The 20,238-nt window shown below is 71.5% G+C and carries 25 protein-coding genes; 1 reads left to right on the top strand and 24 read right to left on the bottom strand.

Annotation, left to right across the window (positions count from 1 at the left end):
• Positions 1-8: 8 nt before the first annotated feature.
• The 20 genes from ACGF4C_RS30570 to ACGF4C_RS30475 all read right to left on the bottom strand — a co-directional run bounded on the left by ACGF4C_RS30570 (position 9) and on the right by ACGF4C_RS30475 (position 17,713).
• A complete protein-coding gene (locus ACGF4C_RS30570; protein WP_393570509.1) occupies positions 9-920 on the bottom strand; it encodes a hypothetical protein in 912 nt (303 codons plus the stop codon).
• Positions 917-3,283, bottom strand: a complete 2,367-nt coding sequence (locus tag ACGF4C_RS30565; RefSeq protein WP_393570507.1) for a hypothetical protein — start codon at positions 3,281-3,283, stop codon at positions 917-919. The genes ACGF4C_RS30570 and ACGF4C_RS30565 overlap by 4 nt, the downstream gene beginning before the upstream one ends.
• A 254-nt stretch (positions 3,284-3,537) precedes the next feature.
• Positions 3,538-3,978, bottom strand: coding sequence for a hypothetical protein (locus tag ACGF4C_RS30560; RefSeq protein ID WP_393570505.1), 441 nt, complete (start codon positions 3,976-3,978; stop codon positions 3,538-3,540).
• Positions 3,975-4,460 carry a phage tail tube protein gene (locus ACGF4C_RS30555; protein WP_393570503.1) on the bottom strand — a complete coding sequence of 162 codons (486 nt, stop codon included), beginning with the start codon at positions 4,458-4,460 and terminating at the stop codon, positions 3,975-3,977. Before ACGF4C_RS30555 ends, ACGF4C_RS30560 begins: the two co-directional genes overlap by 4 nt.
• 23 nt (positions 4,461-4,483) lie before the next feature.
• Positions 4,484-4,915 (bottom strand): minor capsid protein, encoded by a 432-nt coding sequence (locus ACGF4C_RS30550; RefSeq protein WP_393570501.1) that lies wholly within the window; start codon positions 4,913-4,915, stop codon positions 4,484-4,486.
• Positions 4,908-5,261: a minor capsid protein gene (locus ACGF4C_RS30545; protein WP_393570499.1), complete on the bottom strand. Its 354-nt coding sequence runs from the start codon at positions 5,259-5,261 to the stop codon at positions 4,908-4,910. The genes ACGF4C_RS30550 and ACGF4C_RS30545 overlap by 8 nt, the downstream gene beginning before the upstream one ends.
• The gene (locus tag ACGF4C_RS30540) at positions 5,258-5,578 is read right to left on the bottom strand and encodes a hypothetical protein (RefSeq protein ID WP_393570497.1); all 321 of its coding nucleotides are present in this window, start codon (positions 5,576-5,578) and stop codon (positions 5,258-5,260) included. Before ACGF4C_RS30540 ends, ACGF4C_RS30545 begins: the two co-directional genes overlap by 4 nt.
• Positions 5,572-5,952 (bottom strand): hypothetical protein, encoded by a 381-nt coding sequence (locus ACGF4C_RS30535; protein WP_393570495.1) that lies wholly within the window; start codon positions 5,950-5,952, stop codon positions 5,572-5,574. The genes ACGF4C_RS30540 and ACGF4C_RS30535 overlap by 7 nt, the downstream gene beginning before the upstream one ends.
• A gap of 13 nt (positions 5,953-5,965) precedes the next feature.
• Positions 5,966-6,226: a hypothetical protein gene (locus ACGF4C_RS30530; protein ID WP_393570493.1), complete on the bottom strand. Its 261-nt coding sequence runs from the start codon at positions 6,224-6,226 to the stop codon at positions 5,966-5,968.
• A gap of 13 nt (positions 6,227-6,239) precedes the next feature.
• Positions 6,240-7,250 (bottom strand): major capsid protein, encoded by a 1,011-nt coding sequence (locus ACGF4C_RS30525; RefSeq protein WP_393570491.1) that lies wholly within the window; start codon positions 7,248-7,250, stop codon positions 6,240-6,242.
• Between the two features lie 15 nt (positions 7,251-7,265).
• Positions 7,266-7,877 (bottom strand): hypothetical protein, encoded by a 612-nt coding sequence (locus tag ACGF4C_RS30520; protein WP_393570489.1) that lies wholly within the window; start codon positions 7,875-7,877, stop codon positions 7,266-7,268.
• A 76-nt stretch (positions 7,878-7,953) separates the two neighbouring features.
• Positions 7,954-8,121, bottom strand: coding sequence for an Rmf/CrpP fold protein (locus tag ACGF4C_RS30515; RefSeq protein WP_393570487.1), 168 nt, complete (start codon positions 8,119-8,121; stop codon positions 7,954-7,956).
• Positions 8,122-8,129: 8 nt separating this feature from the next.
• The gene (locus ACGF4C_RS30510) at positions 8,130-10,391 is read right to left on the bottom strand and encodes a phage minor capsid protein (protein ID WP_393570485.1); all 2,262 of its coding nucleotides are present in this window, start codon (positions 10,389-10,391) and stop codon (positions 8,130-8,132) included.
• Positions 10,392-10,407: 16 nt separating this feature from the next.
• Complete coding sequence (locus ACGF4C_RS30505) at positions 10,408-11,922, bottom strand: phage portal protein (protein WP_393570483.1); 1,515 nt, start codon at positions 11,920-11,922, stop codon at positions 10,408-10,410.
• 6 nt (positions 11,923-11,928) lie between these two features.
• A complete protein-coding gene (locus tag ACGF4C_RS30500; protein ID WP_393570481.1) occupies positions 11,929-13,176 on the bottom strand; it encodes a PBSX family phage terminase large subunit in 1,248 nt (415 codons plus the stop codon).
• Between the two features lie 4 nt (positions 13,177-13,180).
• Positions 13,181-13,702, bottom strand: a complete 522-nt coding sequence (locus ACGF4C_RS30495; RefSeq protein WP_393570479.1) for a helix-turn-helix domain-containing protein — start codon at positions 13,700-13,702, stop codon at positions 13,181-13,183.
• Between the two features lie 135 nt (positions 13,703-13,837).
• Positions 13,838-14,740, bottom strand: coding sequence for a DUF2637 domain-containing protein (locus tag ACGF4C_RS30490; protein WP_393570477.1), 903 nt, complete (start codon positions 14,738-14,740; stop codon positions 13,838-13,840).
• 216 nt (positions 14,741-14,956) lie between these two features.
• Positions 14,957-15,286, bottom strand: coding sequence for a hypothetical protein (locus ACGF4C_RS30485; protein ID WP_393570475.1), 330 nt, complete (start codon positions 15,284-15,286; stop codon positions 14,957-14,959).
• A gap of 93 nt (positions 15,287-15,379) precedes the next feature.
• The gene (locus ACGF4C_RS30480) at positions 15,380-17,263 is read right to left on the bottom strand and encodes a hypothetical protein (protein WP_393570473.1); all 1,884 of its coding nucleotides are present in this window, start codon (positions 17,261-17,263) and stop codon (positions 15,380-15,382) included.
• 81 nt (positions 17,264-17,344) lie between these two features.
• Positions 17,345-17,713: a hypothetical protein gene (locus ACGF4C_RS30475; RefSeq protein WP_393570471.1), complete on the bottom strand. Its 369-nt coding sequence runs from the start codon at positions 17,711-17,713 to the stop codon at positions 17,345-17,347.
• Positions 17,714-17,843: 130 nt separating this feature from the next.
• Here ACGF4C_RS30475 and ACGF4C_RS30470 point away from each other — a divergent pair, with 130 nt between their 5' ends.
• Positions 17,844-18,137, top strand: a complete 294-nt coding sequence (locus ACGF4C_RS30470; protein ID WP_393570469.1) for a hypothetical protein — start codon at positions 17,844-17,846, stop codon at positions 18,135-18,137.
• Between the two features lie 33 nt (positions 18,138-18,170).
• Here the strand turns inward: ACGF4C_RS30470 and ACGF4C_RS30465 are convergent, their stop codons facing one another.
• Genes ACGF4C_RS30465 through ACGF4C_RS30450 form a run of 4 tightly spaced genes read right to left on the bottom strand, consistent with a single transcriptional unit; the run spans position 18,171 to position 20,195 of the window.
• Positions 18,171-18,947, bottom strand: a complete 777-nt coding sequence (locus ACGF4C_RS30465) for a hypothetical protein (RefSeq protein ID WP_393570467.1) — start codon at positions 18,945-18,947, stop codon at positions 18,171-18,173.
• A gap of 26 nt (positions 18,948-18,973) precedes the next feature.
• Positions 18,974-19,363, bottom strand: a complete 390-nt coding sequence (locus ACGF4C_RS30460) for a hypothetical protein (RefSeq protein WP_393570465.1) — start codon at positions 19,361-19,363, stop codon at positions 18,974-18,976.
• A complete protein-coding gene (locus ACGF4C_RS30455) occupies positions 19,360-19,965 on the bottom strand; it encodes a hypothetical protein (protein ID WP_393570463.1) in 606 nt (201 codons plus the stop codon). The genes ACGF4C_RS30460 and ACGF4C_RS30455 overlap by 4 nt, the downstream gene beginning before the upstream one ends.
• Entirely contained in the window at positions 19,962-20,195 is a 234-nt protein-coding gene (locus ACGF4C_RS30450) for a hypothetical protein (protein ID WP_393570461.1), read from the bottom strand. Before ACGF4C_RS30450 ends, ACGF4C_RS30455 begins: the two co-directional genes overlap by 4 nt.
• Between the last annotated feature and the right edge of the window lie 43 nt (positions 20,196-20,238).

The raw sequence follows: 20,238 nt of genomic DNA, 5'->3' as shown, positions 1-20,238 counted from the left end.
GCCTCCTTTCACCAGTGCGCGGAGCGCCACCGAAGAACGGCGGCGGCGCGCGGGTCGGCCGGTGCATCCGGGGCAGCCCGGAACGTCAGGCAGTTGGTGCCGGGGGCGAGGGTGAACGCAGGCTCGGGCCAGCATTCGACGCTCGCGGCGGTCAGCAGGCTGGAGCCGTCCGGGAGCATGGCGGTGCCGTCGAACGTGTCGACGACGAGCCGCTCGCCGGGGTCGAGGATCACCTCGTACTCAAGAACGGCGCCGGTCGTGACGTTGGTCAGTCGGGGGGTGTCGACGGGGCCGTGCAGTTCGACGACGGGGTGCGTCGGCGCGCTGCCCAAGTTGTAGACGACGTGGTCGCCGGCGCTGGCGGGGATGCCGCGGGGCCCGTGCCCGTAGTCGGCGTGCCAGGGCAGGCACGGCTCGGGCAAACCGAGCTCGGCATGCTGCACCGCCGGCGAGTACCGGCGGGGGTCGGTGGCCTCGAATTCGAGTTTGGCCTCGGTGACCGTGCCGACCGCGTAGCCGAGCTCTACCGGGATGGCACGACGCACCGCGCGCGCCCACACCAGCAGCGGGCCCCGCTCGTCGATGTGGACGAGCAGCGGCTGCTCGTCCTCGACGAGCGCGGTACCGGCGGACAGGGTCTCAACGGCGAGGCCGAGCTGCTCGACAGGGGCGCGCACGATCATCTCGTCGAGCCCGACCGTGCGTGTCTGGGACAGCAGCCGGCCCAAGAACGCGCCATGCGCGCTCGGGCGCGGAACGCTGCCGTTGTCGACCTCGGGCAGTTCTTCCCATCCGGTGAGCTTGCGCCACTTGTAGGGCGTGCCGGCACCAATGAGCAGGTTGCCGTAGCGGAGTTGGCCAACGACCATGCCGGCCGCAGCCGGCATGACGTCGACGGTTGTGCGGTCTATCAGGGTCATCCCCTCGCTTTCATCTTCCACGCCAGAGCGGCGGCGGTCTGATCAGGAGTGGCCGAGCCGGCGTGCCAGTGCTCGACGTGCAGCAGCGCCCCCGACCTACTGCCGTGGGCGCCTTTGCCGGCCGCGCGGCCGTAGGGGGCGGCGCCGGCGAGGCCGGGCGCGGCCATGGCGGGCGCGGCGGGGGTGGGGACCAGGCGGCGCATTGCGGTGTCGACGGCGCGCTGCCCGGAGGTGATGCCGGCGACGACGCCGGCGGGGATCCAGCGCCCGACGTCGCGTGCCATGACACGGCTCGGGCTGCCGATGCCGAGCGCCTTTGCGATCGGCCCGGGGATCATGGATTTGGCCCAGCCGGCGAGCTTGGAGCGGATCCAACCGCCCATGGCCTCAACGCCGCGCATCAGGCCGGTTACAAGGTCGCGCCCCTTGCCGACGAGCAGCGAGCCGAGGCTGCCGAGCGCGGCAGCCATGCGGCCGGGCAGCCCGCGCAGCCACGCGAGGGCCTGCTGCCCCTTGGCGATCATCGCGGCGTTCATGCGCTGAAACGCGTTGGTCGCCGCGGTGAACAGCCGGCCGGCGAGCGGGCCGAGCGCAGCCATGGCGCGCCCGGGAAACGACCGGACCCACGCGACGGCCTTAGCGATGCCGGACGCCACCCAAACGCCCAGCTTGATGAACAGCACCCGCAGGAAGTTGCCGACGTTGGCGACGAGTGCCTTTGTCTGCCGCCACGCTCCGGAGAAGTCGCCGCGCAGCAGCGCGGTAAGGATCTTGAGAGCTGGGATCACGACGAGCGTGATTTGCGTCGCCAAGACCTTTGCCAGGATGGCGGCGAGCCGGCCGGCAAGGCCGATGAGCGGCGTCAAAACCGGCATCAGGGCGCGCAGCCCGGAGTTGATCAGCGAGGCCAGTGCGCCGAGTAGGGGCCGGGCGGCGGCGAGGATCTGACCGAAGGATCGGCCCATGCTGATCAGGGCGGGGGACAGGGCCTTGATCTGCTGCCCCAAGATCGCCAGGACAGTACCCGCCAAAACCCGCAGAACTGACGCAAATGGGCTGATAAGCCCCGGCAGTTGAGCCAGGATCGGGGCGAGCACAGCCTGCAAAGTGCTGGCAAGCTGCCGCACAACAGGCGCCGCCTGCCGAAAGATCGCCGCAAGGGTACGCAGCAGGGGCGTTACCGCAGGCAGCAGGGCGCCGGCGAGCTGCCCGACGGTGACCAGAAGTGGGGCGGCGGCGCGCACGAGCTCGCCGAGGGCGACCGCGGCCTGCCGCAGCACGGGACCGAGCGCGGCCAGGATGGGCCGCAAGGCAGCCCCGAGCGACACGACGAGCGTGCGCAGTGGTCCAGCAAGGGAACTCAGCGCGGGGCCGAGGACGCCGAGCAGCTGCGACGCGAGCTGACCAAAGGTACTGGCGAGGGTCGACAGCAGCGGGCCGCCGGCTAGGGCGAGCTGACCGAGCAACCTACCCAAAGCGGGTAGAAGTTGAGCAATCCCACTGAAGAGCCCCGAAAAGCCCTGCGCGGCGCCCTGCGCGCCGGCGGCGAGCCCATCGAAGAATCCGGCCAACCCGGACCCGAGTTTGACCAGCCCGCCGGATATCGCCTGTATGACAGGCGCCGCGGCCGACGCGGTGCGGGCGAGCGCGGGCGCGAGCTTCTCGACCATCCCGAGCACGCCCTGCGCGACGCTGCGTATCTGCGGGGCGACCGCAGCGAACGCGCTCTTCAAGCTCGGGGCGATCTTGTCGAACGTCGCTCGCGCGTCGCCGGCGATGCCGACAAGCTGCTGCTTGATCGGCCCGACCATGCCCTGCACGGACGTGGTCACATGGTTCTTCAGGCCCGAAAAAGCGTCCTTGACCTGCGCAGACGAGGCGGCGGCCTTGATGCCGATCCCGGCGAACAGCGCCGGAATCGCCGCCAGCGCCCCGCCGGCCGCCAGCGCCCCGCCCGACAGCGCCACCGTGGACACCTTGAGCGCGGCCAGGGCGGGGCCGAGCGCGCCCAATGCCGCCCGCGCCCGCGCCGCCCCGCCCCCGACCTCGTCGCCGATCTGGTTGCCGAGCCCGTCGACGCTCGCCCGCGCCTGGTTGGCGGCGCGGTCCACGCCATCAACCAGGGCATTGCCGAGTTCGTCGATCCCCGCGCGGGCCTGGCCCGCACCGCCTGCGATCCCGTCGCCGACCGCAGCACCCTGTGCGGCGGACGCGGCGACGAAACGGCCGCGCATGTCCCGCAGCCGGCCGTCGGCCGACCGCTGCAACCCGCGCATGGCGAGGTCGGCCTGCGTGACGCCGCGGCGGGCGCCGGACGCGTCGAGGTCGATATACCCGACGAGTTCGCCGATCGAGAGGGCCATGGTTCACCCCCTTATTCAGTTGTCGCTATGAAGTTGTGGCCGTGCGGCCGGCTATGCGGGCATGCCGGTAAGCGCGGCGATTTCGCGCGGGTCAGTCACAGCGCGCGGTGTCCCCGCCCAGATGCGCGGGAATTGAGCCTCGGCGGGAAGTCCGCCGATCAGCACCAAAAAACGCCGAGTGCTCATGTTGGTGAGCTGCTCGGCGGTCGTTCCATATTCGCGGGCGAGGTCAGACTCGACCGCTGAAAAGTTCGTTAGGACTGCTTCCCAGAAGCGTTGGCGATCGTCTTCGGGGTCGGGTGCGGTGCTTTTCCCTCCCCGCCCTCTTCCTTAGCTGCTTCCTGCTCGTCGTACAGCTCGACAGCCTCAGCAATGGAAATGCAGCCGGGTTCGCGGGCATTCGCCGCAGACCACAGCAGCACGACGCCGAGCTGCCGATCGGTCATCCCGTGATCCGCCCACTCATCCAGCGCGGCCGGACCGAACAGCGAAGCCAACAGCCGGCGAATGTCGTCGGGTTCGGTGGAGTTCTGTACGCGCTCCATCTGGAGCGTGAACAGCAGCGGCAGACTGGTCGGCAGCACGTACTCACGCCCGTACAGGCGCAGCGTTGCCCCGAACCGGGGCTCGTTCTGCTCGGCGAAAAACGCGTCGAAGTCCGCGACCTGGTCGCGGTTGTGGGTAGGTTCGGTCATGCGGCGTCACACTCCATGCGGATCGGGATTACGGGCTCGTAGCGCGGGCGTCCGCACTGCGTGAACGTGGCGTTCCATCCGGTCTTGTCGTTGACCTCGCCCTCTTGCTTGTCGGGCGTCACGGTCGCGTCCCAAATGACCCACATGTTTTGAGAGTCGTGGCGGTAGCGAATCTCGTTGCGGGAGTCAATGCCGAGGCGCTGCCCCCAAAACTGGTCGACGTACGCCTGCCCTGCGACCTGCCTACCGGTCTTGGGGTCGAGGGCGTACTGCGCTTCGAGCTCAATCTGCCCGCCGCGCTGCATAACGTCCTGCTCGAACCATCCCTTACTGTCAAAGCTGGTGGTCTCGGCGGTCTCTTCGTTCTCGGATGCGTTAGCGGTCCACTTGGTCAGATTCTCAATTGGCAGCCACCGCTCGACAGTTGTCGACTGGTCGCGTACCTCGAAAATCCAGCCGCGGGCATCTATAGGTCGGCCCATGCGGGGACTTCCTTTCTGCGGTGTTACGGGTTTCGGTGGAGGGTGGGAGCCTCGATATCGAGGCGCAGATTTACGACGTGCTCGTGCCGGCCGGCCTCGTCGACGCCCATCGATGCCGGCGCGGCAACGGCGGCGGCGAGCACGAGCCAGACGTCGCCGGGCAGCGCCACGCCGGCAAGGCCGTGCAGTGCGCTGTAGAGGGCCTCGCAGCGACGGCGGGAGACGCGCGGGTCGGCACTGCCGCGCACCCGCACCTGTAGCTGCCGTTCGTCCCATCCGTTGCGCGCGTCGGTGGCGCCGGCCCCGTACAGCGACAGGCACACGGCCTCATCAGGGGCCGGGGGCATCGACTCGACGAAGCAATCGCCGAACACGCCGTGCGGGTCGTAGGTCAGCAGCCCTACCTCGTGCAGGTAGCGGGCGAACGCGTCGAGGTAGTCGAGCGGCTCACCCATCAAGCGCCCTGCGCACCGCCGCGGCGATCAGCGCGGCGACCGTGGCGGCCTGCTCATTCAGCGGCCCCTCAAGGTATTTCGCCGTTCGCCCGGCATCGTGCCGATAGCCGAGCTCTTCGTGCTGCCGCACCGCATACACGGTGTCGTAGGACACCGCGGCGGTAAGCGCGCTCTCATCGACGGTGGCGACCCCGGAGCGTTCGAGGGTGCCCTCTTCGATCGGGACACGCTCACGCGACTTGGCGAGCACGTGCTCGGCCGCCAGGCGCAGCCCACGGGCGGCGCCAGCTTGGGTGCCGGCGAGAGCCTGCCCACCGTGCCATGAAAGACGGGTGCGCTGCGTCATTGGCACATCACCTCCACGCAGGCAGGCACGGGCAGCCCGGGGGCCGTGTGCGTCGCCGTACTGATGGCGGTTGCCGTACGCCCGTCGGGCAGCGTGATGCGGGAGCCGGGCGGGCACTGAAGCTCGGGGCCGGCAATGATCTGAGCGGTTGCGAGCACCTCGCGCCCGTCCTTGGCGGCGACCTGCTTGCGCACCGCGGCGACAAGGGCCGGCGCGCACACGGCCTCGCCGTAGGTCGGGCCGTACGCACTGTCGCCGAGGTACGGCTCGACAGTGACCCGGTGGCGCAGCAGCCACCCGGGAACGCGGTTCACCATGCGTCGGTCACCTCCCCGGGCAGCAGGCCGGCAAGGTGCAGCGCGCGGTAGGCGCGCGGGGCGAGCTCGACGCCGGCCACCAGGACCGGGGATGCGGCCGGCGCACTGCGGCCGGACAGCGACACCGGCCCGATGCTCACGGCGTCCCATGCTTCGCCGGTGGTGATGCCGTCGCTGCCGGTAGCGAGCCAGTATTCGACCTGAGCGCACACGGCCTCGACCAGGGCCTCGGCGACGTCGTCGAGGGAGGGGTCGTAGACAGCGGTGATCAGCGCGGCGGCGACGTCGTCGGACGCGCGGCCGAGCAGCACCTCGACCTCGGCCGGGGCCGGCTGCCCGCACCGTGCGACGTACTGCTCGGCACTGGCGTACATCCGGCCCATGGCACTAACCCCCGTCGCCGGTGCGCTGCTTGGAACGCGACCGGGCCGCGGGCTTGTCCTCGGCCGGCGGCGCCTCGGCCGTGAAGCCGATCGGGGCGACCTCGGCCTCGGGGACGTCGAGGCACACGAGCTCGTAGCCGTGCCGGCGGAAATACTCGATCGCGCCGAGCGGCGGGTCGCAGCACGTTGCGACGCCGTCGGCAAAGGTGATGCCTGCGACGACGCCGGAATGCCCGTGAACGGGCGCGGTAATGCGGTATTCCATACGGGAGTTCTCCTTACTTGACGCGAATGTTCCTGAGAACCGCTGCCGCCTTGGTGGCCTTGAGGGCAACGGCAATCGGCCCCATCTCGACCTCGCCCCGCTTCACGGCGCCGGCGGTGTTGAAATCCGGCATCCACGTACGCACGAGCTGCCCGCCCGCGGTCGACACACCGTGGAATCCATCGAGGCCGAGGCGCAGCGCGTACAGGTCCGAAAGACCGGTCACGGTCTCGCCCTCGCCATTCCCGTCGGCGTCAATGAGTCGCGCCTCGACGGGAATTACAGGGTCGCTGCTGCCGGCCTTGGCGCCCAGGTCGATGAACGGAATCCCGTTGTACGTCTCGATGTGGCGGCCGAAAGCATCCTCGCTGCGGGTGTAGTACCCGGAGCGGCGCGCCAGAGAGCGCACGCGGGCAATGGTCTGCTTGTTGCCGAGAATCGCGGATGGCACGCCGTCGAGCTGCGCGAGGAACTCGTCGAGCAGGTCGAGGGCGGCGTGCTGCTCGCTGCTGGTGTCCAGGCCGGGGCCCGTCCAGTCGGTCACCGTCCCGAGACCCATCTCGGTATCCGATCCGGCGAGGGCGAAGTCGAGGCCGTCGAACCCTTCCTCTTCGCTCGGGGTGCGCACGCGTACGCCGTTGATGACCTGATCGCAGAAAAAGGCACGGGCGCTCTTGATGGTCTGTTCCATCTGGAACGTGACCTCATTGGTTGCGGCCGGCCCGATGGTGGCGAGTACACGGTCGATCTCGAATGCGCCGCCGAGCGGGGCGAGCTCAACGCCGTACTTGGCGCGCTTAGCCTCGCCGACGGGGTATTCGCTGTTGTACTTCCGGAAAGACGCGGGGCGTTCGGTGACGGTCCGCAGATACGTGTAGGTCAGCGTCGAGCCACCGCCGGCCGGATTGACGGCATCGTGAAAAGTCAGGTTGTCCAGCAGCCAACTCGACTTACGGAATTCGTCGATGACCAGGTGGTCAAGGTCTTCGAGCGCATTGAGGTGCGCATCGGCGAGAGTGATCAAAAGGGGCTCCTAGGTTCAGCCGCCGAGGTGGGCGGCGACGGCGTCGTGCAGCGTCTTCGGGCGCTTATCGGCGGCGGGCGGGCCGTTGAATTCCGCGCCCCCCTTGGCCGGCCCGGCGGGCGCGGCGCGGTACAGGTCGGGGTCTGCCTCGACCGCGGTCCGGATCTGCTCGGCGAGCTGCTCGCCGAACTTCGGCGCGGACGGATCGAGGCCGGCGACGGAGTCGGCGAACGCACGGGAGTTGAGCAGCCGATCGGCCCGTGCACCGTGCTCGCCGGCCGCGCGATGGGCGGCGAGCTCGACCTGCGCCGTACGCAGCTCGGCGGCGACCTGGGCGAGCTGCTGGTCGCGCTCGGCGACCGCCGCGGCGAGCTGCGCGGGATCCTGCCCACCCTCCCCGTTCCCGTCGGGGTTGAGGGCCTGGTGCACGGCGTCGAGCGCGGTCTGTAGCTGCTCGGCGCGCTCGCTCTGCTCGGTGGCGCGCTGCTTGGCCTCGGCGAGCTGCTGCTCGTCGGCCGCGGCCGGCACGCTGCCGGGCGGCGCCACAGCGGCCGGGGTGTTCTCGACGGTGGGCTGCTCGCCCGGCCCGCTGCTATCGGCGGCGGGGGCGTTGGGGGTCTCGGGCATGGCGGATCGTTCCTCCGGACACGGTCACGGGCATGAGAAAGGGCCCGCCGGATCGGCGGGCCCGGGTCGGGTGCGGTCAGTTCTTGGGATCGGCGGGCGGTGCCTCGCCTGCGACGTAGCCGCGGATCCATGCGAGGCGCAGCGCAGAGTCGCGGGGGTGCGGGCATTCCGTCGGCGGGCGGCCGGAGCGTGCGGCGGCGTATCCGGCCTGGTACGCCCGTACGGCGTCTTCACGAAAACCCACGATGCCCCCTACTGCTTGCGGTGTTGATCGTTGGCTGAGTTCCGGGCGGTATCGGCTGCGGCGCTGCGAACGCCGGTTACCTGCTCGGTGAACTCGGCGAGCGTGATGCGCGGTGATTCCTCCGCCCAGAACCGTACGAGGTCTTCGGACGCGCGGGCGTAGGCGACGTGCGCGGGCCCGGTGAACAGCGAGCGCGGATCGACGCCGGCGGCCTCGGCGCGGCGGTTGAGCAGGTTGCCGCGGGTGGCGTCCTCGGCGGCGAGCCACTGCAAGTAGATGTGCTCCTGGTACATCTCGCGTATCTCCTCTCGGGTGTACGCGATCTGTGCCTGACGTTCGGCGATCTCCTTCTCGTAGGCCCAGCGTTCGGCGGCCGACATGTGCTCGGTTCCGTCAGGGCCCTCGGTGACGTCGCGGCCGTAGGCGCCCCACTCGTCGGGGTTCGCGGGCTGCGGGTCGTCGAGGCGTACGGGCTGCATCGCGGCGGCGAGCGCGTCACGGTTGGCGAGGTGGTCGGCCACGGTGCCGCCGGGCGCCATGGTGGGCGGGGCAGCGGGGTACCGGCGGTCGATCTCGCCGGCGATCTTCTCGGCCTCGGCCGGCCGGGCGTACCGCACGGCCCACCCGAGCACCTCGTCGCCGAACGGCGAAAGGTCCGTGGCGAGCTGCCCGCCGGGGAACACGTCGGCGAGCAGCTGCCGGCGGTCGGCCTCGGCCGCAAGCGCGGCGAACTCGGCCGGGTCCGTGGCACGGCGCACGCGGTGCGCGAGGTCGTCCTCGGACAGTCCGACCAGGTCCGGGCGGACCTCGGGCAGATGGGCGGCGACGTCGCGCCGGTCCATCTCCGCAGCCACGCGCAGCACCTGCTCGTCGTCCAGGCGCGGCAGCACGCGGCCGAGCTCGCGGTCGCTGAACTCGGACAGGTTGGCGGCGAGCTGCCCGCCGGGGCGGATGCGGTCGAGCAGGGCCTGCTCGTCGCGCCGGTCGAGCTCGCGTGCTGCCCGGTCGAGGTCGCGCTCGTCGGGCACGCCCGTACCGATGGCGTCGGCGAGCTGCTGCTCACTCATCTCCCCGGGCGTGTGCTCGTCGCCGGCGCGCAGCCGCGCAGCCTCGACCGCAGCCTGCGGCGCCTCGGTACGGGCCGGCGGGAGGTTGCCGGCGCCGAGCTGCTCGCGGACGCGGTTGCGGCGCAGGTTCGGGTGTTCGGCCAGATGCTGCCGCATGGCGCCTTGCCACTTGCGCACCTTGGCCTCGGCCGCTTTCTTCATCTCGGCTGTGGCGGCGCCGGCGGCGCGCCGCTTGTACTTGCGGATGTGACGCTCGATTTCGCGCTGCCTCTGTCCGGCCTCGTAGCCCGAGCCGTCCGAGCGCATCGGCGGAATGAGCGAGGAGACGCCAGGGATATAGGCCGAGACGCTGTGCCTACAGTTCGGGTGCTGAAAGCCTGCGCGGCGCGCCTGGTCGAGGGTGCCCTGCACCACCACGCGAAGTGTGCGCCCGTCCTCGATGGCGTGCTCGACCTCGACCGTACGGCGCCCGTCGGGCCCGTCGATCGCGAGCAACTTGCCTTCCCAGGGGCGGCACAGCGGGCACTCGCGCGGAGCGTCCGAGACGATCACCAGGTCGAGGCCGGCCTCGGTCAGGGTGCGGGTGTGCGCCTCGACGGCGGCCCGAGCGGTCGAGGTGCGCACCGCCATCTCGGCATAGCTCGTCAGCTGCCAGCGGCGGCCAGCCCGGTCGGTGAATCCGCTGATGCCACGGTCGGCAAACTGCCGCATCGCATCCTGTGTCGCCTGCCGGCGCGTGCCGGTCCCCAACAGGGGCGTTGCGGTCACCTTCGCGACGATCTCGCGAAACGCATCGACGACCGCCCGCAAGATGCCGCGGTGCGTTGCGGTGACCAGGTCGACCGCCTCGTGCGCGAGTCTGTCCACAGCCTGTGCATTCGGGGTGATCTCATCCACCAGCCGGCGCGCAGCATCCGGCAGAGCGCCGAGCTCGGCGAGCGCGGAGCGATACCCGCGGTTGTAGCTCTCGGCGATCACGTCGAATACCTCAAGGCTCACCGCGCGGCCGAGCTCGTCGACGACGGCCTGCGCCGCGCGGCGTAGCGGCTGGATGGCGGCGAGCTTGCGCTGCGCCCACCCGGGGGCGTCGTAGCCGGCGGCGAGCTGCCGCGCCACGATGCCGAGCAGCCGATCCTCGGCGTCCGCGTACAGCCGGTACGTGCCGGCTGACAGGTCCTCGACCATGTCGGGGGCAACGGGCACCGTGCACCCCCTCTACCTACGCGGCGAACGGCAGCTCGGTCTCGCCCTGCGCGGCCGGCGCCGGCGGGGCGCCGGTGATCGGATCGGGCACGGCCGTACCACTCTCCTCGCGGATGCGGTCGACCTCGGCCTGCACCTGCTCGTCGGACCAATCCGGATGCAGAATGCGCACCTTGGTATCGGTGCTCGCTGCCTCGGCCTGCGCCAACAGCGCGAGGGTCTGCGCGGTGCTCTGCGGGTCCTCGCTCACCGCGTCGCCGAACTGGATATGCGGACGCTCGCCCGTGGCGACCGTCGAGAATCCGAGGGTGCGGTCAAGGCGCAGCATCACGTGCAACATGTCGGCGACCGCCGGCGCCCAGTAACGCGCCTTGGTGTCCCGTGTGATCATGCTGCGCCGCTCACGGGCGACGACCTCGGTTGCGGTCGCCGCGGTCGCATCCCCGAGCCCGAAAGTCTGCGCGGAGTAGCCGGCGCCCTGTACCGCTTGGCGCACGATGGCCTCGGCCGTCTGCTGGTGCTCATCCACCCGGATACCGAACTGCGACAGGGTGATCCCCGTACCGGTCTCGGTCGGCGGGATATTGAGCGTCTGCCAGATCTCCCGGTCGGCATCGAACGTCGCACCGTTGCCGGGCCCGTTGGACCGCAGATACCCATCGGGCACGATCAACCTTGCGCGGGCGAGGCGAATGTCGCGCATCCAGCTCGACCACGTCGAGTCGAGCGCGTCGAACAGGTCGTGCGCGCCCTGGTAGTCACTGCGCCCCAGCGGCGAGCCGCGGTTCGCGCGGTTCGGCCGCATGTTGGGGACGTAGGCGGCGGTAAGCGCGTCGGGCAGCCCGGTCTCGATGTTGTCGCCCTGCTCGCCGAGCGAGTCGGCAAGGCTGGCAACCTCGGGGTGCTCGACCAGGGGCACGCGCACGCCGAGGCGGTCGGCGTCGCCCTGGTAGAGCCCGTGCAGGATGCGGCCGGGCTCGTGCCGTTCAAGGTGGCGCCATACGGTCGCGTTGTCGCTCGGCAGCTCGTGCCAGAACGTCACGGCCGACAGGATGCCGAACCGGAACTCAGGCAGTGCACTGTCGGCGTGAACAGCGGTGAGTAGCGGGCGCGCGGCGAGGCTGGTATCCCAGGTGACGCGCAGGAAGACCCCGCCGAGCGCGGCGGCGACCTCGGCGGCCTCAAGGAGTGCGTTTGCCACGCCGCCGGCCTCGGTGAGCTCGTCGAGCCGGGCCTGCGTCGCGGTGTCGTCGACGGTGAACGTCGGTGGCTCACTGAAGAGCAGCGAGGCCGAGGTGTTCGCGATGTCGGCGGCGAGCGGGATGTGCAGCCGGTCGTCGCGCTGGCCCGCTGCGGGCGGTCGTCGGCCCCACAGCCGGCGGCGTCCGTCGGGGCGCAGCTGGTCGCGGGTGTAGACCGCGGCGAGGCGCGTGCGGTCCCCGGCGTACCACGCATCGTCGACCCGCATCGCGGCGTACTCGGTGGCGAACTGCGCCGGCGGCCACGGGGTCCCGTTCTCTGGCAACGGCATGTCGGTTCACCCCCTCGCGGTCGGGACGGGTAGCAGGTGGCGCCACTCGTGAGCGGCGGAGTGCACGGCGTAGCGCAGCGCGTCGCATGAGTGGTCATCGCGCTTGAGTGGCTTGTCTTCTCCGCGCTCGGACGCGGCCGGATCCCATGCGTACGCCGGTAGCTCATCCAGCAGGCCGGAGCACGAGCGGTGAATGCGCAGCAGCCCGGAGTCGAGCGCGGTCGCCGTGCTCCGGATCCCGTCGAGCACGTCGTTATTGGCGCGGGCGACGCCGGGGTGCCCGTCGGCCCAAAGCTGCGTGATGAACGACGCGGCGCTCGGGTCGACGAACGTCCACTCAGGCACGATGCCCTGCTCGTCGAGCCATGCCCGGATACGGGCGCTGTACTGCGCGTCGGTCAACTGCCGGTGCGCACTGCGGGAATCCCATCTCCACTCGCCGGCGGCGTACAGCCGATCATCCGTGCCGAGACCGACAAGGAGCGCGCTGGTCGCGTTCGTGGTGCCGTAGTCGATGCCTAGGAAGAAGCGCCGGATATCGGGCAGGGTGTCGACGACGTGCTGCTGCTCGTCGAACATGTCGAACACCGCGCCCTCGGCGACCACCCACGCGCCGTCGATCATCCGGCGTTTCCACAACCCGACGTACTCGGCCGCGAGGGCTGCGACGTAGGCCGGCGACAACGACGGGTTGTCATCGAGGCGGAAGTGCCACGCCTTGAGGTCGAGCTCGTGCGCCCGGTCGAGGTAGCCGACCTTGAGCCAGTGCCGCGGCGAGTCCGGGTTCGTGGAGGCGAGCAGGCGCGCCCCGGGCACCGACAGTCGGGCCAGTAGCTGCGTCCAAAAACTCTCGGGCAGCAGCGTTGCCTCGTCGACGTACGCGAGGCTGGCTGTCAGTCCACGCAGCCGGCCCTCGGCCCGCGCGTCCGCGGCGCCGATCAGATGGACGGTGCGGCCAAGTACTGTCGCGGTCGTCGCGCCGCGGGTATGCCGCACCTGCTGCGCCACCAGCCCGAACAGCGCGGGATCTTGCAGCGGCTCGAACACGTTGCGTTCGATGGTCTGAAGGCTGCGGCCCACAACGATGATCAAGCCCGATGGCGGTGCCTCGGCGATGGCGAGCAGCCATGCGACCAGCGAGGCAATCGTCTTGCCGGACCGCACCGCGCCGTGCCACAGGTTGATACGGGCCGTTGCCCGCGCGACGCTGCGCAGCTGCTTGCGGGACAGGGGCAGGGAATCGAGGTCGAGCACGCGCTCACCCCCCGCCGGTGTCCCCCTCGGGCTCGTCTTCGCCGAACGCCTCGCGTAGTCCGCGGGCGAGGTCGCCGAGCATGGAACGGACCTCGCCGGCGGAGTTGCCGGCGTCGATCTCGGCCAGCCGCGCCGCGCTGGTGAGATACGAGCCGATCGCTTGCGAGTGGTGGCGCTCGTCCTGGGCCGGCGGGTCGTCAGTCGTGATCCGACGGGTACGGCCGTCGGGCAGCAGCTCGACGCGGACGTATGCGCCGGCCTCGACGCGGTCGAGGTTCGCGGCAGCGCGGGCATACAGGCGGGCGACCAACTGCCGGCGCTGCTCGGCGAGGTCGAGCTGCCGCGCCGCGGTGGCGGGCGCGACGCGGGCGCCGCCCTCGAACCGCAGCCCGAGCTCGTCGGCGATACGCGAGATGGTCGAGGCGCTGCGTCCCATGGCGCGGGCGATGGTGTTGCGGGATTCGCCGGCGGCGTGGCGGCGGCGAATCCCGTCGCGCTCGGTGTCGGTGACCGGTCGGCGCGTCAAGGGCGGTCACCTCCCGGGCAACGGCGAGCGCCCGCCATGCCGGGGGAAACATGACGGGCGCTCGGTCTATGAAGTTGGCGGCGGCGGCCCGGTTTTCGGGCACGCCGGAAGCGCCCCCAACATTACGACACTTCGTTATCGAATCGCAACCTGATCGAGGTGTGCCTCGACCTGCTCGCGAATCTCCCTGCCACGCGTCCGCTTCAGCCCGAACTCTGCGCCGAGCCGCTCGGCCGTTGGACGCTTGCCGGTCACCCGCTGGACGCGCCGGTAAGCGGCGACCCATTCCTGCGGCACCTCGACGTCGTCGAGCAACTCGGCGTCGCCCCCGGCGCCGTCGTCCTCGCTCGCCGGCGCCGGCGGGGCGGCAAACGTCGCCGAGTGCGGCAACGGCGCCGGCGGCGCGGCGTCAGTGTCGGCGGCGGTGAACGGCACCTCATCGTCGACCGCGGCGACCAGGGCGGCAAGGTCGAGGCGCTCGACCGGAACGCCGCCGACAGTGTCGCCCCCGCTGACCTGCGAAAACCGTTCTGCAGCGGCGTTCGCCTCGACCGCGGCGGCGCGGGCGCCGGCGGTGGCATCCTCGACGGCGGCACGCACCACATCGACGACGGTCCGGGCGGCATTCTCGGCACGGCCGGCGGCGTCCTCGGCGGCGGCGACCGACGGTGCGACGCCGGCGACCGTCGCCGTAGCGGCATCCGGCGCCGGCAGCATCCGCACGAATAGCTCGGTGGCGACCAGCTGCGCCGCCGGCGGCGTCACCGCAATAGCGATGCCGGCGGCGGTGCCGTCGGAGTGGGCGACGTTGAACCCGAGCGACGTTGCCGCGAACCCGACGACCGTCGCCCAGTAGGCGCGCGTCGGCCGCCCGGTGCGCTTGGCGACGACCACGCCGACCGTGCCGACGACCGCGCCCCCGTCGACCAGTACGGCGAACATCCACACAATGTCGGCGGCGACGCCGTGCGCGACGGCAAGATCGGTGAGCGCGGCGAACGACAACCGGAAGGCGCAGTAAGCAAAGGCGGCGGTCATGCTGCCCGGGGCGAGCAGCGGCGCCCATCGGACGGACGCCGGCGCCGGCGGGGCCGCGGGGCGCGCGGCGGTAGGGTAAGGCGTAGCCATGGCGGGGGTTGCTCCCGTTCGTGGTTAGGCCCGTCAACGGTGGTGGAGACACCGAGGCGGGCCGCTTGCGTTTTCAGGGACCGGGCGCCGACCTCGACCGCTCAGGCTGAGGCCGGCGCGGGCGGCTCAGCGTGACGCGTCCTCGTCGTACGTACGCGCGATCTCGCGCAGCTCGCCGTCGCCATGGTTCAGCTCGTGGGCAATGGCCTCGTAGATCTCTTCACCGAACGTGCGGACGTCTGCCCCGCGGCGCGCTTCCTCGCCCACGCAGCCGATGCGCTCGCGGGTCGTATCGAGCTCGTGCTCGGCCACCACCGTGACCATCTCCAGCACAAGACGTTCCGTGGGCGTGGCTCCCCGGACACAGCGCGCGACCTGCTGTGCCTGCGTCCCCGGCGGAGTTTCCCCCACGCGGGTATAGCGGCCGGCCTCGGGCTGCTTGTCGTTGAGGCTCATGGCTCCTGCTCTCCTAATCTGATGGTTCAGTGTTGCTTGCGCCGCTGACACGCCCGCCCCGACCGCATGCCGGGGCGGGCGCGCCAGGCTCAGTCAGTCGAAGAGCGCGCCCTGCTCGCCCTCGCACACGTCGAACAGCACGTCGCCGGTCGCCGGCGGCGTCGAGGCGATCCAGCCCCCGCGCCACGTCCCGTCGCCGGCCTCGGCCTGCTCGACGGTCTCGGCGAGCTCGGTCTCGACGGTGGCCTGCTCGTCCCCGTCGACCTCGGCCTCGGGCTGCTGCTCGCCGGTCCAGTGGCACCAGTGGCAGCCCTTACCCGAGCACTCCTTGCACCGATCCTCGGCCGGCACGGCGTTGCACTCCTCGCAGCCGTCGAGCATCTGCTCTTCGTGCTGGGTGCACATGAGCGCCCATTCGAACTCGGGGTCGCCGGCCGGTGCTTCCGCCTCGACGTTGTACTGCGCGCAGTCGTTCGCGGCCTCGACGCAGCAGTCGGCGGCGAGCACGCACCCCTCGTCGTTCCACACGCCTGCGCTCTGGTTGGGCTGTTTGCGGGCGCACCAGGTGATCGGGTCGCCACTCACGTCCGGCCGCGGGCGCCGCCCGTGCAGGCACGCCTCGTCGACGTCCGCGGCGGGCAGCTCGGCGGGCACGGCCGGCTGCGCCTCGGCCGGCGGGGTGTCCTTGACCGGGCGGTGCGCGAACACGCATTGCGAGCTGCGCGCCATCTTCTCGACGGCCCACCCTCGGCGCGTCATTCGGTCGGCGAGGCAGCCGAGCGCGGGGCCGTGCGGCATCACGTCGCGACGGACGTTCATCCCGCCTTCCAGCCAATACAAGGCGACGCGCCCCTGCCCACGGGGGTTGACCACGTACCCGCGCACGTTGCGCTCGTCGTCGGTGGGCTCGCTGAAGTCGTGATGGTCGGTGAGGGGGGCGGCGGCCAGACCGGCGAGGGCCTCGCGGGCTGCAACGACGTCCGGGTGCGTGACGTCGCGCGGCGCGCATCCCTCGGCTGTGCCGGCGTGCTCGACGATGACCCCCTCGACGACGTGCTGCTCGCCTGCCAGCGGGGCGCCGAGCTCGCGTGCGATCTGCTCGGCGAGGTCGACGGATGCGGCGTACTTCCCGTCGTCGATCTTCCGCGGGTCAGCCGTGAAGGTGCTCAGCTCTCCGTGCGCCGCGGTGATGGCGCCCGGCCATGCGCTACGCAGGAACCCGACGACCTTCTCGCGCTCGATCACGAGCACGTCACCGTCGCGGATGTCGTCGCGGCACTGCGTCGCGTCGTACGCCTCGCCGGTGCTGCCGAAGTGATGCACGGCCGGCTGCTGCGCGAGCAGGGCGGCGCGTACCTGCTCCCAGGGGGCGGCGGCGATCTCGTGCGCGTGCAGCCCGTACGCGTAGTAGGCGACCGCGTCGCCGAACCCACGCGCGCCCTCGCGAGCACGGGCGATCAGCTGGTCGCGGTGCTTGCTGTTGCGGATGGCGTCGACGATCTCGGCGACGTTGAACTCGACCGGCTGCTCGACCTCGGCCTGCTGGCCCGACTCGGCAACCTGCTGTGTGTCCTCGGCAGGCGCGCACACGGCGTCGACCTCGGCGCCCCACGCGGTCACCTCGGCGGCGAGCTCGTCGACCTCGGCGCCAATCTGGCGGATCTCGGCGAGGTGGGCGTCGACCTCGGCGTGCTGCTGCGCAACGCTGGCGGCGAGGGCGTCGAGGCGCTCGTCGCGCTCGGCTTCAGCGGCGAGGCGAGCCTCGGCGCGCTTCTCGGCGGCGGTACCACACGGGGTGCACCAGTCGTACCCCTGATCGTCGAGCAGCTCGACAACGTGCTCGACGTTGAGGTACTCGGCGATGACCTTGCCGCACAGGGTCTCGTCGTTGAGGGGCGAGTAGTGGATGCGCTTACCGCGGCGGCCGGCGGTGGCGTATTGGACGTTGGCGCGCTCGGCGAGGCTCTTGTGTTCCATGGGGGTTGCTCCCTTGATCGGTGGGTGCCGGGTGGAGACCGGCGAGGCCGGGGCCCGCGCGGTGCGGGCCCCGGGTGGTGCTCAGTGCCGGAGGGCGGCGGGGATGATCAGCACGAATGCGGCGACCGGCCACACGTCGCAGACCTCCCACGGGTAGCCGCTGGTGACGACCACGTGCTCGCCGGGCTCTTCGGCCGCGCGCTCGCAGAAGGAGCAGCACGCCGGGTCGGACGGCGTGGGGTGCGCCTCGTACTGCTCGTTGGGGTACTCGACCTCTTCGAGGACCACCGTCCGGCCGAGGCCGTAGGCGCCGCCGAGGATGAGGTCGCCCTCGACGATGTCGCCGGCGCGAGCAAAGCGGGCCGCGGCGGGGTCTACCAGCAGCGGGGCGTGATCGGTGTCGGTCGGGTAGTCGGTGACGACCACCGGGAAGAACTCGACGTTCTGCATAGGGGGTTGCTCCCTTTCCTTGTTGGTGCCGCCGGGTGGAGACCGGCGGCGCACTTCCTTTATAGGGTGCCTAGAACGAGAAATCAAGTCTCCCTAGAAAACGATCTATGACACCGCGTACCCTGCATCCATGACCGAGACGACCGACCCCGCCGAGCAGGCACGCGCCGCCCTACGCGCCCGCATGTCCGGGCACCTCGACGCCGCCCTCGCCTGCCTCGACGAGATCGGCGACCCCGTCGAGCGCGAGCTCGCCGCGCGGATACTCGCCGACGACCTGCTGCCCGACGCGCGAACGAGAGTCAAGGCCGTACGGTCCGAGGCCGTCCAAGATCTACGCAGGGGGTTGAAGCTGCGCGAGGTCTCCGACCTGATCGGCTTGTCGGTCGCGCGCGTCGACCAGATCGCCAAAGGCAAGGGCTAGCAACAGCCGGCCGCGCAGCCTCGCCACCCCCGGTCATGCCGCCTGCGGTACGCCGGCCCGCTGCTGCGTGGCGTCGAGCGCGACGACCAGGGCCGGCAGGGCGTGCCACTCCCACACGCGCCGGCCGAACTCGTCGCGGTCCACCGGGGCCGTGCAGCTCGGGCCGGTCGAGCAGGTCACGCGCGGCGGCGCGTCGGGGTCGGTGTGCAGCGTGAGCTCGCCCGTGCACCAGGGGCACGGACGCTCGGGCACGGGCACCGTACGGGCGTCGAGGCCAACAGCGCGCAGCACGCGCCCCTCGGCGACGAGCGCGACGCGGTGCGCCTCGTGCAGCAGGTGCTCGGGTAGCGGCGCGTAGGGGGCCGCGGCGGTGCCGTCGAGCAGCAGCTCGGGCTCGGTGTCCTCATCCAGCAGCCGGCCCTCGACCCACAGCGCGGCCCAGTGCAACCCGTGCGCCCGGCTGCCCGGATCGGTCAGGCTGCGGAACGTCCAGCGCCCGGGGTCGTCGAGGGGTGCGCGCTGCACGGCGGCGGCGAGGGTGTCGGCGAGGTCGAACAGCGCCCGCTCGACAGCGAGGCCGGCATCGAGCGCGCCCAGGTTGAGCGGGGCGGGGTGCTCGCGCAGCACGAGCGGGGCGCGCTCGACGAGCGGCTCGTCGACGGCCTCGGGGCGCAGCAGGTGCGCGAGCTGCCGCGGCGGCCATGGCTCGGCCGGCGGGGTCTCGATGGCGAGCAGCAGCTCGCCCCACTGCTGGCGGACGGTGCGCAGCGCGGCGGCGCCCTCGCGGCGGGCAGTTGCGTCGGTGGGCATGGGGTGCGTCTCCTCCCATCGAGGGGTCATGCGTCGGTCTGGTCGAGGGCCGGCCGCCGGCTGCGGTGCAGGCGGGCGACGGCGCGGGCCAGTGCGCGGCGGCGCAGCTCGGAGCGCACCGAGGCGTTCGCCCACATGACGGCGTACTCGTCGGCGTTGTCGTGGGCGAGGTCGAGCTCTTCGCACATCTCGCGGACGCGCTCGGCGACGTCGTCGACCAGACGTGGGCCGGGGGTCTCGCCGAGCAGGCGCGCGAGCTGCGCCTCGACGAGGCGGGCGCGCCGGATACGGGCCATGGCTCGCACCAGCGCGCGGCGCCGTACCTCGGAGCGTTCGCAGGCTGCGCGCCACTGGTCGAGGTCGACCTCGCCGACGGAGTGCGCCGGCGGGGCGCTGCTGCGGTGGGGCGGGGTCATGGTGTGGTGCTCCGGGGCTGCGCGTCGGCGGCGGTGGCGAGGGCCGGCTGCGAGGTGTGCAGCCGTGCGGCTATGTGCTCGGCGAGCGCGGACCAGTTGGGGGCGCCGCACGCACGTTGAGCGGCGGCGAGCCAGTTCGCGTACCGGGTCGCGGCGGCTTCCTCCTCGGCGCACCGTTCCTCGGCGCGCCGTTCGGCCTCGGTGCGCCGGGCGCGCGCTTCCTGGCCGGCCTGCTCGGGCGCGAGGCCGTAGAACATGCCGAGGGGCGTCCAGACGTCTGCCCAGGTTCGGGCGGCGCGGATGCTGGCGAGGGCAGCCTCGCTGCGGGCTGCGTGCTGCTCGGCCTCGACGATGGCCTGCTCGGCGGCGTCGAGGCGCTGCTGCATCCGGCGCACCGCGGCCTGCTGTCCGCCTGCGGAGCGGCGCGCGGTGTCGCCCTCGGCGAGCTCGGCCTCGACGGTGGTGCGTAGCAGTGCGGCCTCGGCGGGGGAGAGCACGCCGCGCTCGGCTCGGGAGAGCAGGACGGCGAGGGAGTCGCGGCGGGCGGTGCGGGATTGCTCGCGCTCGGCGGTGCGGGCGCGGCGGTTGCTTCGGGTGGTCATCGCAGGTTCACCACCTTGGCGAGGTCGGCGAGCTCGGGGTCGACCGGGTAGGAGATGACGAGCTCGCTCTCGTCCTGGTGCACGGTTGCCTCGGTCAGGGTCCGGCCGGCGTCGTGCAGCTTCGAGCGTGCGGCGGCGAGCAGCTCGGCGACGGCGAGCAGGGATGCGGGCAGGGGCAGGAAGTGCTCGGCTCGGGTCTCGTGCACGTGGCGGAAGCTGGGGGCAGTCATGGCGTCACTCCGGGAGGGAAGTTGGGCGCGTCCTCGCGCGCAT

The organism is Streptomyces sp. NPDC048197, assembly GCF_043202395.1.
Taxonomy (GTDB): Bacteria; Actinomycetota; Actinomycetes; order Streptomycetales; family Streptomycetaceae; genus Streptomyces; species Streptomyces siderophoricus.
This window is presented reverse-complemented; position numbering and strand designations above follow the sequence as displayed.